Source organism: Achromobacter sp. UBA5777, from assembly GCF_002418565.1.
Taxonomy (GTDB): domain Bacteria; phylum Pseudomonadota; class Gammaproteobacteria; order Burkholderiales; family Burkholderiaceae_B; genus Achromobacter; species Achromobacter animicus.
Genome location: NZ_DIEJ01000082.1, coordinates 56,429 through 70,698, shown reverse-complemented (window position 1 = coordinate 70,698; position 14,270 = coordinate 56,429). Strand labels below are relative to the sequence as shown.

At 64.5% G+C, this 14,270-nt stretch carries 14 protein-coding genes and 1 pseudogene; 2 read left to right on the top strand and 13 right to left on the bottom strand.

Annotation, left to right across the window (positions count from 1 at the left end):
- From rnd to B3446_RS05965, 7 genes and pseudogenes are all read right to left on the bottom strand, one after another.
- The coding region (gene rnd, locus B3446_RS05995; RefSeq protein ID WP_291378407.1) for a ribonuclease D at positions 1–882 on the bottom strand (882 nt) is incomplete at its 3' end.
- A 140-nt stretch (positions 883–1,022) separates the two neighbouring features.
- Positions 1,023–2,699, bottom strand: a pseudogene (locus B3446_RS05990) (AMP-binding protein); the annotation flags it as partial.
- Positions 2,696–3,496 (bottom strand): ABC transporter ATP-binding protein, encoded by an 801-nt coding sequence (locus B3446_RS05985; RefSeq protein WP_291378434.1) that lies wholly within the window; start codon positions 3,494–3,496, stop codon positions 2,696–2,698. The pseudogene B3446_RS05990 and the gene B3446_RS05985, both read right to left, overlap by 4 nt.
- A gap of 73 nt (positions 3,497–3,569) precedes the next feature.
- A complete protein-coding gene (locus B3446_RS05980) occupies positions 3,570–4,751 on the bottom strand; it encodes an ABC transporter substrate-binding protein (RefSeq protein WP_056318909.1) in 1,182 nt (393 codons plus the stop codon).
- Positions 4,752–4,803: 52 nt separating this feature from the next.
- Positions 4,804–5,841: a branched-chain amino acid ABC transporter permease gene (locus tag B3446_RS05975; protein ID WP_291378404.1), complete on the bottom strand. Its 1,038-nt coding sequence runs from the start codon at positions 5,839–5,841 to the stop codon at positions 4,804–4,806.
- A 3-nt stretch (positions 5,842–5,844) separates the two neighbouring features.
- The gene (locus tag B3446_RS05970) at positions 5,845–6,723 is read right to left on the bottom strand and encodes a branched-chain amino acid ABC transporter permease (protein WP_291378401.1); all 879 of its coding nucleotides are present in this window, start codon (positions 6,721–6,723) and stop codon (positions 5,845–5,847) included.
- A complete protein-coding gene (locus B3446_RS05965) occupies positions 6,723–7,547 on the bottom strand; it encodes an ABC transporter ATP-binding protein (RefSeq protein ID WP_291378399.1) in 825 nt (274 codons plus the stop codon). The genes B3446_RS05970 and B3446_RS05965 overlap by 1 nt, the downstream gene beginning before the upstream one ends.
- Before the next feature lie 254 nt (positions 7,548–7,801).
- On the opposite strand from B3446_RS05965, the gene B3446_RS05960 reads away from it, so the two are divergent.
- On the top strand, positions 7,802–8,605 hold the full coding sequence (locus B3446_RS05960; RefSeq protein WP_291378397.1) for an enoyl-CoA hydratase/isomerase family protein: 804 nt from the start codon (positions 7,802–7,804) through the stop codon (positions 8,603–8,605).
- Positions 8,606–8,607: 2 nt separating this feature from the next.
- On the opposite strand, the gene B3446_RS05955 is transcribed toward B3446_RS05960, so the two are convergent.
- From B3446_RS05955 to B3446_RS05945, 3 genes are read right to left on the bottom strand one after another with little or no spacing between them, the layout of a single operon-like run.
- A complete protein-coding gene (locus B3446_RS05955) occupies positions 8,608–9,393 on the bottom strand; it encodes an enoyl-CoA hydratase/isomerase family protein (RefSeq protein ID WP_291378395.1) in 786 nt (261 codons plus the stop codon).
- Positions 9,390–10,616 carry a CaiB/BaiF CoA transferase family protein gene (locus B3446_RS05950; RefSeq protein ID WP_291378393.1) on the bottom strand — a complete coding sequence of 409 codons (1,227 nt, stop codon included), beginning with the start codon at positions 10,614–10,616 and terminating at the stop codon, positions 9,390–9,392. Before B3446_RS05950 ends, B3446_RS05955 begins: the two co-directional genes overlap by 4 nt.
- Positions 10,617–10,636: 20 nt before the next feature.
- Positions 10,637–11,611 (bottom strand): Bug family tripartite tricarboxylate transporter substrate binding protein, encoded by a 975-nt coding sequence (locus B3446_RS05945; protein WP_291378391.1) that lies wholly within the window; start codon positions 11,609–11,611, stop codon positions 10,637–10,639.
- 124 nt (positions 11,612–11,735) lie between these two features.
- On the opposite strand from B3446_RS05945, the gene B3446_RS05940 reads away from it, so the two are divergent.
- On the top strand, positions 11,736–12,677 hold the full coding sequence (locus tag B3446_RS05940) for a LysR family transcriptional regulator (protein ID WP_291378389.1): 942 nt from the start codon (positions 11,736–11,738) through the stop codon (positions 12,675–12,677).
- A gap of 3 nt (positions 12,678–12,680) precedes the next feature.
- Here the strand turns inward: B3446_RS05940 and B3446_RS05935 are convergent, their stop codons facing one another.
- The 3 genes from B3446_RS05935 to fdx all read right to left on the bottom strand — a co-directional run bounded on the left by B3446_RS05935 (position 12,681) and on the right by fdx (position 14,265).
- Positions 12,681–13,565 (bottom strand): methylglyoxal synthase, encoded by an 885-nt coding sequence (locus tag B3446_RS05935; protein ID WP_056562398.1) that lies wholly within the window; start codon positions 13,563–13,565, stop codon positions 12,681–12,683.
- A gap of 164 nt (positions 13,566–13,729) precedes the next feature.
- Positions 13,730–13,924, bottom strand: a complete 195-nt coding sequence (gene iscX / locus B3446_RS05930; protein WP_175123399.1) for a Fe-S cluster assembly protein IscX — start codon at positions 13,922–13,924, stop codon at positions 13,730–13,732.
- Positions 13,924–14,265, bottom strand: a complete 342-nt coding sequence (fdx, locus tag B3446_RS05925) for an ISC system 2Fe-2S type ferredoxin (RefSeq protein WP_013394592.1) — start codon at positions 14,263–14,265, stop codon at positions 13,924–13,926. The genes iscX and fdx overlap by 1 nt, the downstream gene beginning before the upstream one ends.
- Positions 14,266–14,270 lie beyond the last annotated feature (5 nt).

Genomic DNA, 14,270 nt, shown 5'->3' with positions numbered 1-14,270 from the left:
CAGCGGTTCTGGCAGTGCGTCCTCCGGCAGCTGCTGAGCTTTCTCTACCAGCGCGAGCAGCGTTTTACCGTGGAAACGGATCTCACTTCCGGAAAGGCCAATGCTGTTCAGTTCACCAAGGCTACCCGGCATATAGCGCGCCACCGCCCACAGGTGTTCTTCACGCACCACGAAGTTAACCGCCAGATCGCGCTCACGCGCTTTACGCAGACGCCAGTCAGCCAGCAATTGCAGACAGGCCAGTTGACGGGTGCGCAGCTGCCAGGCGTTGGTGATGTCACGCCAGGCTTCTTTCGGATCAACCACTTCCTGACGACGCTGCTGCGTCATGCGGCACTCGTCCAGTGCGGCAGACAGCCAACCGGACGCCTCAGCCTCTTTCATGAGCTGGCCGGCAATCGGTAGCAGGTAAAAGACGTCTGCCGCGGCGTATTCAAGCTGACGCGCCGTCAGCGGACGCGCGAGCCAGTCGGTACGCGATTCGCTCTTATCCAGCGTCAGACCGGTGTACTCTTCCACCATCGCGGCGAAGCCCCAGGAGAGCGGACGACCGCTGAACGCCGCGAGGATCTGGGTATCAATCAGCGGCTGCGGCATGATGCCAAAGGTGTTGAGAAAGACTTCCAGATCTTCACTGCCCGCGTGCAGATATTTGGTCACGGCGGTATCCAGCAACAGCTCGCGCATTGGCGCCCAGTCGGTAATGCCGAGGGGGTCAATCAACGACACGTGTTTGCCGTCATACATCTGAATCAGACCCAGCTGCGGATAGTACGTTCGGGTGCGGACAAATTCCGTATCCAGGGCGATAGCGGGAAATTCACGCGTCACCTCGCACAGCGAAGCCAGCTCGTCGTTGGTAGTGATCATCTGGTAATTCAAATCGGACTCTCTTTTGTTTGCGCCCATAAAAAACGCCGGCTTAACCGGCGTCTGGGCGATTAACGTGAAGCTCAGGCCTTATTGTCCACTTTGGCACGGGCTTCGTCACGTAATTCTCGTCGTAATATCTTCCCGACGTTGGATTTCGGCAGCTCATCCCGAAATTCCACCAGCTTCGGCACTTTATAGCCCGTCAGCTGACGGCGACAAAACGTTATCAGCGCATCCTCGGTCAGAGAAGGATCTTTCTTGACCACAAATATCTTCACCGCTTCACCGCTGCTGCCGGAGGGAACGCCCACCGCCGCCACTTCCAGCACGCCGCTGTGCTGCATCACCACGTCTTCGATTTCGTTCGGATAGACGTTGAACCCTGACACCAGGATCATGTCTTTCTTGCGATCGACGATGCGCAGGAAGCCTTCGTCATCCATCACCGCGATGTCGCCCGTGTGCAGCCAGCCGTCGCGCACGGTATCCGCCGTTGCCTCCGCATTTTTGTAATAGCCCTGGAACACCATGTCGCCGCGCACCAGCAGTTCGCCGGCGTCACCGATGCGCCATTCCACGCCCAGAATCGGCTCGCCCACCGTGCCCACCTTCACGCGGTCCGGATGCTGGCCAAAGATCATCCCGGTCGACTCCGTCAGGCCGTACACCTCGACCAGCGGCACGCCCAGCGTCCGAAAGTAGCGCACCACGTCCGGCGGTATCGGCGCCGCGCCCGTCATCGCTACCCGCACGCGCCGCAGTCCGATGAAGTTCTGCAAGGCGCGCAGCACCAGCCAATACCACAGCCAGTGCGTCAGCCGTTCGCCCAGCCGATACTGCGCGGGGGACTTTTCCAGAAACGGCGAGCATTGCGCCAGCGCACGGCCGTACAGCCACCGCTGCACCGGTCCGGCCTCCTGCATCTTGATGGATATTGCGGCGTGCAGCTTTTCCCAGATGCGGGGTACGCCCAGGAAAATCGTCGGCGCGACTTCGCGCAGGTCTTCCTGCACGGTGCGCAGCGACTCGCCAAAATTCACCTGCGAGCCCAAATAGATGGGCACGAACGTGGACAGCATCTGCTCGGCGACGTGGCACAGCGGCAGGTAAGACAGGTGCACGCTGGACGCATCCATCGACAGGCGATCGGCAATGCCGGGCGCCACGCCGCGCATGTTGCGGTAGCTCAGCATCGCGCCTTTCGGCTTGCCGGTCGAACCGGACGTGTAGATCATCAACCCGGTGTCGTCCAGTTGCTGTCCGTCCAGCATGGCGTTCAGCGCGGCCAGCTCCACGGCCTCGCGCTGGCCGCCATCAGCCTCGACCTCCGCAAATGTCACGATGCGCGCGCGATCCGCGTCGGCGTACGATCGCAGGCCCTTCGTTTCGATCACCACGATGCGGCGTAGATGGGGCAGACTGTCCACCACCTGCAGCACCTTGTCGGTCTGCTCCTGGTCTTCGCACACCACCAGTTCGACGTCCGCGTGCGCCAGCACGTAGCCCATTTCCTCGGCAGGGCTGGTGGAATAGACGCCCACCGCCACGCCGCCGGCCGCGCAAGCGCCCATCTGCGTCAGCAGCCATTCCACCCGGTTGTCCGAGACGATGGCAACCCGCCCGCCCACGCCAAGCCCCAGCGCGCGCAGTCCCAGGCCGACGCGGCAGGCGCGCTGCCAGTACTGATCCCACGTCATGGGCTTCCAGATACCGAAGTCCTTTTGCCGGATCGCGACGGCGGACGGCTGCCGGCGCGCCTGCTCGCGCAGCATCTGCGGCAGCGTCAGCGGCGGCCAGTCGCCCGGATCGGTATGCGCGTCCGTCATGACAGCCAGCGCTTGCGGCGCTTGTAATGCTTGATGTCCCGAAAGCCCCGGGCCTCCCCCGAGCCACCGATGCCCAGATAGAACTCGCGCACGTCGGGATCCGCCGCCAGCTTGTCCGCGGAGCCGTCGATCACCACCTTGCCGGTCTCCATGATGTAGCCGTAATGCGCCACTGCCAGCGCCACGGACGCGTTCTGCTCCACCAGCAGCATCGACACCCCTTGTTCGCTGTTGATGCGCGCGATGATCGAAAAGATGCTTTCGACCAGCATCGGCGACAGTCCCAGCGACGGCTCGTCCAGCAGCATCAGCGTCGGCTGGGCGATCAGCGCGCGGCCGATCGCCAGCATCTGCTGCTCGCCGCCGGACAGATAGCCGGCAAGCCCGCGCCGCCGCTCGAACAGCCGCGGGAAATAACCGTAGACCAGATCGAAGTCCGCACGTGCCGCCTTCCGTCCGGTCAGCGCATACGTCGCCGCCACCAGGTTCTCTTCCACGGTCAGGTCCTCGAACACGCGCCTCCCTTCCATCACGTGCGCCAGGCCTGATCGCACCAGATTCTGCGGTTTGATGCCCGCCGTGTCGCCGCCGCCGAACAAGATGTGGCCGCGCACCAGCTCGCCGTCCTCCAGGTCCAGCAGACCCGATACGGCCTTCAACGTGGTCGACTTGCCGGCCCCGTTGCTGCCCAGAAGCGCCACGATGCTGCCGGCCGGCACTGACAAGGACAAGCCGCGCAGCACCTGCACCGCCTTGTTGTAGACGACCTCGATGTTGTTGATGTCGAGCACCGCCATGGGCGCCGCCGCGGCGGTCACGCCCGCTCGCTCCTCAGGTCCCCGCGCGTCATGTCCCGGATTCACGGCTGCCTCACTTGAGCACGATCCAGTCGGACGCCGGCACCATCTGCTTCTGCTTGACGTCCGCGCGATAGATCCGGCCCACGGGTATCGAGTTGCCCTTGATGGTGATCGGCACGCCGATCAGCCCGCCCGTATCGAAGTCCTTGATGCCATCCAGCGACGCCTTCATGTTGGCCGCGGTCAGTTCCTTGCCGGCGTCCAGCGTGCGCTTGGCGACCTCGGAGAACAGCATGGCGGCCAGAAAGCCCTGCATGTAGCCCGTGCTCTGGTACTGCGGCCGCATTTCGCGGATCTTCTTGAGCATCGGCGCGTCGGCCGCCTGATCGTAGTAGTAGCGGTACGGCATCACACCCATGAAGCCCTCGGCATCCTCGCCCATCTGCATCACGGTCGAGTTGTCCATCGTCCAGAACGTGCCCATGTAGCGCGTCTTCAGCCCCATGCGCTTGCCCTGCCCCACGAACTCGGGAATCGGCGCCAGCACGTAGCCATGGAAGATGGTGAAGTCCGGATCCGCGCGGCGCAGCTTGATGACCTCGGTCGACACGTCCACGCTGCCCGGCGGCGTCATGATCTCGGTGGCCACCTTCAGGCCCAGCTTCTCGGCCACCGCGCGCGAACTGGCGATCGGATCGCGGCCGAATTCCGTGTCCGAATACACGAATGCCACTTTGGCGCCCGGCTGTTCCTTGGCGATGTAGCGCAGCAAGATGCCGAACATCTCTGTGTAATCCGGTCCCAGCATGAATTGGGCGGGATACTTGGCCGGATCGTTCAGCTCGGTCGCAAAGGACGCGCCCGTCATCAGGATGTCGCCCGTGCGGTTCAGCTCGGCATTGATGGTCTTGGAAAATCCCGTCGAATCGCCGTAGTAGAAATTCACCTTGTTCTGGCTGGTGATCTTCTTGAACGCCGCCACCGAAGCGTCCACCTTGTATGCAGTGTCTTCCGGCACATAACGCAGCTTGCGGCCCTTGATGCCACCCTGGTCGTTGATGATCTTCACGTAGTCCGTGATTCCGGCGTGGATGCCCTGCCCGGCAAAGGCGAATACGCCGCTCAGCGGAATCGAGCCGCCCAGCACCAGGTCCTCGGCCGCCTGCGCGGCGGGCGCTGCCGCCAAGGCCGCCGCCAGGCCCAACGGGGCCAACAACCTCGATAAACCGCTGCCTATCCGGATGCGCTTCATGGTTTGTCTCCTGGGTCTTATGGGTGGCCGCCGTCACGCCGCACGCGTTGCGCTACGTGCGAAAAGGCCAGAGGTGAAAGAATCGGCGCACGCGCCGCCAGATTTCCGCGAGCCCGTGCGGCTCGAAGATCAGGAAGCCCACGATGAGCAGGCCGAAAACAATGGTGCGCACCGGCGATATCAGCCGCAGCGCATCGCCGCCCACCGGCAGCCAGCCGACGACCAGCTTCAGGAATTCCGGCACCATCGTCATGAAGATGGCGCCCAGGATGGATCCCAGGATCGAGCCCATGCCGCCCACAATGATGGCCGCCAGGAAGAAGATCGACATGATGAGCGGAAAGCTCTCTGGCGTGACCACGCGGAAAAAATAGGCCCACAGACCGCCCGCCACGCCGGCGTAGAACGAGGACAGCCCGAAGGACAGCAGCTTGTAGCGCAAGAGCCGGATGCCCAGCACCTCGGCGGAAATGTCGCGGTCGCGTATCGCAATGAACGCCCGGCCGATGCGGGTGCGGAACAGGTTGGCCGCGCCCAGCACCATCAGCACGGTCACCGGAACGATCAGCCAGTAGATCTTGAACGAGGTGTCCAGGTCCATGCCCAGGACGCGCGCCGGCGGCACCTGCAGCCCGCTCGTGCCGCCGGTGAACTGCCAATTTGCAAAGATGAAGTGCGCGATAAAGGATGCGGCAATGGTGGAGATCGCCAGGTACAGTCCCTTCACCCGCAACGACGGAATGCCGACCAGCAACCCGCCCAGCATCGCAACGATGCCGCCCGCCAGCAGGTTGACGAGAACCGGCGTGCCCAGGTGCAGTTCCATTACCGCCACGGTGTACGCGCCCAGGCCCATGAACGCCGCCTGTCCCAGGCTGACCAGCCCGGTATAGCCGGTCAGGATGTTCAGCCCTGTCGCGCTGGCGATGTTGATCGCGACCAGGCACGCCAGATATAGCCAGTAGGCGTTCGCCACGAAGGGAAACAGCACCAGCGAGGCCGCCAGCAGCGCCAGCCACACGTGCTGCGTGCGCGTGTCGAAAAGCGCCTCGTCGGCCAGGTAGGTCTGCTTGGCGGTCGCGATGCGCATGGATCAAAGCCTCTCGATTTCACGGGTGCCGAACAAGCCATAGGGCCTGGCCATCAGCACGACCACCAGCACGACGAACGTGGCCAGCAGCTTGTACTCGCCCCCCAGATACGCACCGGCCCACGCTTCCAGCAGGCCGATGAAGATGCCGCCGACCAGCGCGCCGGCAACGCTGTCCAAACCGCCCACGATCACCACCACCAGCACCGACAGCCCGAACACGCCCATCGACGAAGAAATGCCGCCGATCGCGCCCACGATCACGCCCGACACCGCGGCAATGGCGCCCGCCGTCACCCACGCCAGCGAGAACACGCGCGGCACGTTGATGCCCATCGCATAGGCCGCGCCCTGATCCGACGCGGTCGCACGCAGCGCCACGCCGCCGCGCCAGTAGCGAAACACCACCAGCACCAGCAGCGCCAGCACCACCGCCACCCAGAAGCCGTAGAACACTTTGGGCGCCACGAACGCCTCGCCCACCATGACGGGCGCGCGCGGCATGAACTCCGGCAGGCGCCGCTGATCGGCCGTCCAGATGAGTTCGACCGCGCCGACCAGAATCGATGCGAGGCCCACGGTGATCATGAAGACGGAGATCGGCGACTCGCCCAGCATCGGCCGTATGGTCAGGCGCTCGACAACGGCGCCCAACGCGCCGGACAAGACGACCGCGCCCACGATGGCCAGCCAGATGGGCCATTCCATCCCCGTCGCGAACGCGTAGAACACATACGCGCCCAACATCAGGAATTCGCCAATGGCAATGTTGACCACGCGGGTCGCCTTGTACACGATCACGAACGCCAGCGCGGCCAGGGCATACAGGCCGCCGCTGCCCAGCCCGGCCAGCGACACCTCCAACAGGAACAGCCAGTCCATCAGGCCGCCTCCCGCAACCGCCGGCGCAGATCACCCACGTCGCCCGCGCCCAGATACGCCTTGATGACCTCGGGATCGGCCTGCACCTCTCCCGGCGTGCCATGGGCGATCACCTGCCCAAAGTTCAACACCACGACGTGATCCGACAGGTCCATCACCATGCCCATGTCGTGCTCCACCATCAGCACGGTGACACCCCATTCAGAGCGCGCATCCAGGATGAAGCGCGCCATGTCGTCCGTTTCTTCGCGGTTCATGCCGGCAACAGGTTCGTCCAGCATCAGCACCTTCGGCTGCATCGCCAGCGCCCGCGCCAGCTCCACCCGCTTTTGCAGCCCATACGACAGCGCCGCGACCGGCGCGTGGCGGATATGGTCGATCTCCAGGAAGTCGATGATGCGTTCTTCGATGTCCGCCCGCAGCGCCATTTCCTCGCGGCGGGCGCGGCCCAGGTAGAACAGCGCATCCAGCACATTGGTGCGCAGATGCGCGTGTCGGCCCAGCTTGATGTTGTCCAGCACCGTCATGCCGCGGAACAGCGCAATGTTCTGGAAACTGCGCGCCAGGCCAAGCCTGGCGCGTTCCGGCGCATGCACGCGCGTGATGTCGCGGCCCTCGAAGCGGATGCGTCCGGCGGCGGGTTTATAGAACCCGGAGATCGTGTTGAACAGCGAGGTCTTGCCGGCGCCGTTCGGGCCGATGACCGTGGTGATGGAGCCGGGCGCGACGCGAAAGCCCACATTGGTGAGCGCCTTCACCCCGCCGAACGCCAGCGTCACCCCCTCGGCCTCCAGCAACGCAGGCCTGTCGGACTGATCCACCATTTGTCTCCCCGCTTTTGATGCGAAGTTTTTTTGCCGCCTGCGGCGGGCATTTTTTACGACGGTGATTTTGGCGGCCCTGCGAGGCAGGTGATGCAACGAACCTGTCTTTACCTTCGCCAGTACAGCGCCGGAAAATCGTTCTATGCGTTACGCTAAGCGTGCTCAAACCCCAACCAAGCAAGCGCTCGGTTCAGACCATAGCATCGCGGTTTTTTGATCGACAGTTGGTATTTACCCGACAACGGAGACTCGCCATGACCCAGGAACTACCAGAGTTCCAGACGCTGTTGCTGGAGACCGAAGGCGCCCTCGCCACCCTGACGCTGAACCGTGCGGACGCGCTCAACGCCATTGATGTCGCCATGGCCCGCGACCTGCTGCGGGCCGCGCAATGGCTCGAAACGTGCGACGCCGTGAAGGTCGTGCTGTTGCGCGGCGCGGGCAAGGCCTTCTGCGCGGGCGGCGACATCAGCATGTTCACGGGCGACACCACGACGGTGCGCGCCACGCTGTCGGATCTCTTCACGCCGCTCAATGATTTCGTCACGCGCATCCCGCGCATGGACAAGATATGGCTGGCGCAGGTGCACGGCGTGGCGGCGGGCGCGGGCCTGTCGCTGGTGCTGGCTTGCGATCTGGCCATCGCCGAAGCCGGCGCGCGCTTCATGACGGCCTACCTGAAGCTCGGCGCCACGCCCGATGCCGGCATGACGCACGGCCTCATCCGCGCCGCCGGTCCCAAGCGCGCGCTTGATCTTCTGCTGCGGCACGACGCGTTCACGGCTGACGAGGCGCAGGCGTGGGGCATCATCACGCGCACCGCGCCAGCCGGTGAACTGTCGGCTGCGGCGCAGGCTTATGCGCAGGACCTAGCCCGCCACGCACCGCACGGCATCGCGGGCGCCAAGGCATTGCTGCGCAGCGCCGCGCACGCGCCGCTGGAAACGCAGCTAGCCGAAGAGACCGCGCGCTTTCTGCAGTCGGCCGCACGGGCAGACTTCGCGGAGGGCGTCGCGGCGTTCCGCGAAAAGCGCCCTCCCCGATTCACCGGCCAGTAGCGTTAGCGCGCCTCGGCGACGCTGGTCCAGTCGGGCGCGCGCTTCTGCACGAAGGCGCTCAAGCCCTCGCGCGCTTCCGGCGTGGCAGCGGCGTTGCAGAACACCTCCACCGCCGTCGCCACGCGGCGCCGGTACTCGTTGTCATTGCTGTACACGAATGCGCGCCGTCCCATCGCCAGGACTTCCGGGGGCTTGGCGGCCAGCGATCGCGCCAGCGCGCGCGCCTGATCCAGCAGCTCGGCCTCCGGCGCCACTCGCGTCACCAGGCCCATCGCGTGCGCCTCTTGCGCATCAAAGGTGCGGCCGGTGAACAGCAGATCGAACGCCCGGTGCTTGCCCACGATGGCCGGCAGATGCACGTAATGAATGGCGGGCAGCACACCCACGTCGATCTCCGGATAACCGAACGTCGCGGTGTCGGCAGCTACGATCATGTCGCTGGAAATCGCGACCGTCATGCCGCCGCCGCGCACAGCGCCCGACACGACGGATATCGACGGCTTGGTCAGATTGAACTGCGCGTCATAAAGCTTGATGTAAAGCCGCGTCAGCAACTCGCGCACGCGCGCCGGCGTGTTTTGCAGCAGCTGCTTCATATCCAGTCCCGCGCAGAATCGGCCCGGCAGACCGCTCGCCAGCAGCACCGCGCGCACGGACGGATCCGTATTGGCCTCGTCCAGCGCGCCGATCAGCACGTCCAGAACGTCCACGTCCAGCGCGTTGACGGGCGCATGGCAAAGATAAATTTCCGCAATGCCGTCGCGGACTTCATATCGCAAGGGACTCATTTCGCATCTCCGTGTTTCGCATCTTCGTTCGAGGCGTGTTGCTGCACGCTGCCGGTTGCCAGCATCGCTGCGACCTCCGATTCGTCAAAGCCGAGTTCCGCAAGGATCTCGCGGCTGTGCTCGCCCAGCATCGGCGCGGGCCGCGAAGCGACCCGCGGCTGCCGTCCGAAGCGCACGGGCAGGCCTACGTTGCACACCTCGCCCAGGACCGGGTGCTGGCTCGTCACGATCAATTCACGCGACGCGACCTGCGGATGCGCCAGCGCCTGGTCCAACGTGTGAATGGCGGAACAGGCAATGCCCGCCGGCTTGAGCAAGTCCAGCCATTGCGCCACCGTGCGCGTCTCGATGCACGACTGCACCAGGGCAACCGTCGCATCAAAGTTGCGAACACGTTCGGCATTGGTCGCAAACGCCGGCGCATCCACATAATCCTGCAGCCCCGCCGCCGCGCAGAAACGCCGCCACTGCGCGTCGTTGCCCACCCCCAGCATCAGATCGCCATCGGATGCGCGAAAGGCCTGGTAAGGGCACATGGCCGGATGCCCGGTGCCCATGCGGCGGGGCACCGTGCCTGTGCGCCAATAGTTCTGCGCCATGTAGGACATCAGGCCCAACGACGTATCCAGGAGCGACACGTCCAGGTACTGCCCTTTGCCCGTCTGGCCGCGTTCCAGCAGCGCCGCCAGAATCCCGCTCAGCGCAAACGATCCCGTGCCCAGATCCACGGGCGAAAAGCTGGCACGCGCAAAATTGCCGCCCGGATCGCCCATCGTGCTGATCATGCCGCTGAAGGCTTGCAGCATGACGTCGTAGCCGGGCTCCTCACCCATCGGGCCTTCACGGCCATAGCCCGAGATCTCGCAATACACGAGGCGCGGGTTGATGCCAGCCAGCGTCTCGTAATCCACGCCCAGCCGCGCGGCGGTCTTGCCGCCAAATCCCTGCAGCACGACGTCGGCCTGCGCGGCCAGGCGATGCACCACCGCCCGCCCCGCCTCGGACTTCAAGTCCACCGCCAGGCTGCGCTTGTTGTGATTGACGGCCAGAAAGGTCGCGGACTGGCCCGCATCCTGCGGCAGCCACGCCCGCGTGTCGTCCCCGGTGCCCACCGGCTCGACCTTGATCACGCGCGCGCCCAGTTCGCCCAGATACTGCCCGCACAGCGGCCCCGCCAGCACCTTGCTCAGGTCCAGGACCGTGATGTTCTTCAATGGAGTCATGCGATGCCCGCCTGCCGTATTCACTGTTCCGCCTTCAGCCCAATGGAGTTCGCGGCCTGCGTCCACTGTGCGGTTTCCTGCTTGAAAAAGTCATCCAGCTTGGCCGGCGTCACCTGGAAGGCCTCTGCCCCGCGCTCCTGCATCGCTTTGCGATACGCGTCGCTGGCCACTACCTTCGCGACTGCCGCGCGCAGCTTCTGGACCACGTCGTCCGGCGTGCCGGCGGGCGTCTGCAACGCGAACCAGAACTTCAGATCCAGACTGGGGTAACCCGCTTCCTTCAAGGTGGGAACGTTCGGCAGCAATGGCGATCGTTCGGCGGACGTGATGGCCAGCGCCTTCAACCGGCCGCCTTGCACCTGCCCGATGCTGGTGGATATGCTGTCGAAGAGAAAGTCGACCTGCCCGCCGATCACATCGGTCACGGCATTGGCGCTGCCCTTGTAGGCCACACCCACGGCCTGAAAATTGGCCAGCTTCTGCAGCGACGCGCCGTACACGTGCGGCGAGCTGCCAGGACCGAACGTCGCGTAGCTCAGGCCGTGCGGCGCGCTGCGCCCGCGCTCGACCAGCTCGGCCAGCGTGCTGACGGGCGTGCGCTCGGGGTTCACCACCAGCAGGTTCGGCATCGCGCCCGTCGTGCCGACCGGCATATAATCCTTCAGCGGATGCATCCTGGCGCTGGGATACATCAGCGGATTGATGGCCTGCATGGCCACCGTGTTGTGCATCAGCGTGTAGCCATCGGCCGGACCATTGAGCACGCTCTGGTAGCCCACGTTGCCGCTCGCGCCCGGCTTGTTCTGCACGATGACCTGCTGGCCCAGTTCACGCGCCAGCGGCTCGGCCACCAGGCGCGCGATGAAATCCGTTGGCCCGCCCGCTGAAAACGGCACCACCAGCGTGATGGGCTTGGCGGGCCACGCTTGCGCAAACGCGGGCGCAGACAGCGCCGAACAAGCGAGGCAGCCGGCAAACAGTTTGTTGAGCGTCATGATGTCTCCTGTGGTTCTTCTTGGATGACGCCCATTATCGGAAGCGGATTGCTATATTAGAAATACCGTTTAAGTATGCGGGCCATAACAAAAAAATGATGGCCCGGTTTTTTTGAGGTCCTTCATGTCCATGTCCATACGCGCGATGCAATGCTTTGTCGCGGTGGTGTCAACGGGTTCGATCAGCCGCGCCGCCACGTCGCTGCATGTGGCCCAGCCTGCGCTCAGTTTGCAGATCCGCAATCTTGAAGAAGACCTGGGCGTCGTCCTGCTTCAACGCAGCGCCCGTGGCGTCACACCCACCGCGGCCGGCACGCGTCTGTTGGCGCACGCGCGCGAAATCCTCGGACGCATCGACGCGGCGCGTGCCGACGTGCGTGAAGACCTCAACGCGCCGCGTGGCACGGTATCGCTGGCCATGTCGATGTCCATCGCCAAGCTGCTGACGGTGCCGCTGCTACGGTTCAGCCTCGCCCATTGGCCGGGCGTCTATTTGAAGATCATCGAGTCCAGCACGGGCTATATCCCCGGCTTCGTCAGTTCGGGCCATGCCGATCTGGGGCTGACATTCAGCGATGAAGCGTCCGTCGATCTGCGTTTCCAGCATCTGATCGACGAGGAACTGGTGGTCGTATCACCGTCCTTGGCAAAACGCGGCAAACGCGCGTCATCGGACCTGGCTGCGCTGCCGACCATCAGCCTGCGCGCCCTGTCCGCGTTGCCTTTGGTGCTGCCGGGCAATCCGCACAGCCTGCGACGCTTACTGGATCAATATCAGCAGCGCGAACAGGTTGAATTCCGCGTCATTGCCGAAGCCAACGCCATCCCGCAGCTGATCGAGCTGGCGCAGGCCGGCGTTGCCCATACGATCCTGTCGTTTGAAGCCGTGCGCCAGGAGGCCGAGCGCGGCCTCGTGCAATTGCGGCGGATCGGCCGGCCCCGTCTGACCCGCCCGGTATTTCTGTGCCGTTCCGATGTGTTGCCGCTGTCGTTGGCGGCGGCAGCCGTCGCGGACCGCGTCGCCCGCATCATTACCGACGCGGGGCCCGCCGCGGCGCGCGCGTAACGCTCAGACGATCCGCTTTTCGACCGCTTGCGCCCAGCGGCGCGCGACCGTGGGCGACGTGGCGCAGGTGGCGGACTCGGTGACGACGCGCACCGCGCGTTCCAGCAGCTGGATATCGGCCTCGTGCTGGCGTGCGACGTGGGGGTCTTCAAAGAAGATGACGCGCTGGCATTGATGCTCAAGCACCAGCTCCGCGATCTGCGCATCGCCGCCCAGCGGACCGCTCAGGTAGCGATGCACCCACGGCGTGTCCTTGGGCCAGCCGCGCGACCACGCCAGCTCATTGAGCCGGCCGCCGGTCGTGCCGGTGGCCACGCGCCGGGCAAAGCGCGACAGCACATCAAAATGCTCGCTGGCAAACGCCACCATCTCGTCCTTGAGCGCGTCGTGGGCGATCATCGCCAGCGTCTGACCCGAGAAATTGAAATGGCGCGACGCGGATGCGTCCGGCGCCAGCCCGGCGTGTATGCGTTCGACTTCCATCCATTCGATGGCGCCGGCCAGCGTCGAAATGAACGGACGGCCATGCGTGATGCACTGCCGCTTGAGCGCCAGCGCTTCCGGAAAAATCGACGACGGGTCGACCGGATCGATCAGGTAGATCGCGCCATCAAACGGCGCCTGGCCGTCGCGACCTTCGGTCACACGCGCCACCAGCTTCATCAGACCGCCCTCGCGGCCGTACGGGTAACGGATCAGGCCGGGGTAGCCCTGCAGCATGCCCTCGCGCACGATCGCATCATGGGTGCGCCCCACCGTGTGCAACTGCACGCCCAGCTCGCGGATGGTGGACGAACACGCACGCAGCCAGGTAAACAGGGCAGCGTCGGGGGTTTCATGGTGCAAACGATTGGCGGCCAGGCCAAAACGCAATTGGGCAGCGGGCATCGGTGGACTCGGCTGGAAAGGACAAACGAACGGATCCCCGATAATACCGTGGCCCGCGCGACGCGAGCATGTCATACGCGAGACCAAGCCCGACGCTGCCTGCAGCCGGGCGGCCTCGCCCAATAAAAAACGCTCCCTACAGGGAGCGTCTTGTGTAACCACGTTCAGTCGGCTTCTTCGATCCAGGCCATCTGAATGGCCTCCAGGATCTTCTCGCCGCTGTGGGCGGGATCGTCGCTGAAGCCCGGCAAGGCCATGACCCATTCGCGCAACTGCGTAAAACGCAGCACCTTCGGGTCCACGTCAGGATGCGCGTCGTACAGCGCGGCCGCAATCTCGTAGGTGTCGGTCCACTTCATCAATGGCCCTCTTTGGCGTGATTGATCGTGTACTTGGGAATCTCGACCGTCAGGTCGGCGTCCGTTACCAGCGCCTGGCACGACAGGCGCGACGTGGGGGTCAGGCCCCAGGCCTTGTCCAGCAGGTCTTCCTCATCGTCCGTGGCGTCTTCCAACGACGAATAACCCTGCTTGACCACCACATGACAGGTCGTGCAGGCGCACGACAGTTCGCAGGCGTGCTCGATATCGATGTGGTTGTCCAGCAGCACGCGGCAGATCGACACGCCCTTGGGCGCATCTTCGATCACCGCGCCTTCGGGACAGTAGTCGGGATGAGGCAATACAGTCAGTTTCGGCATAACTT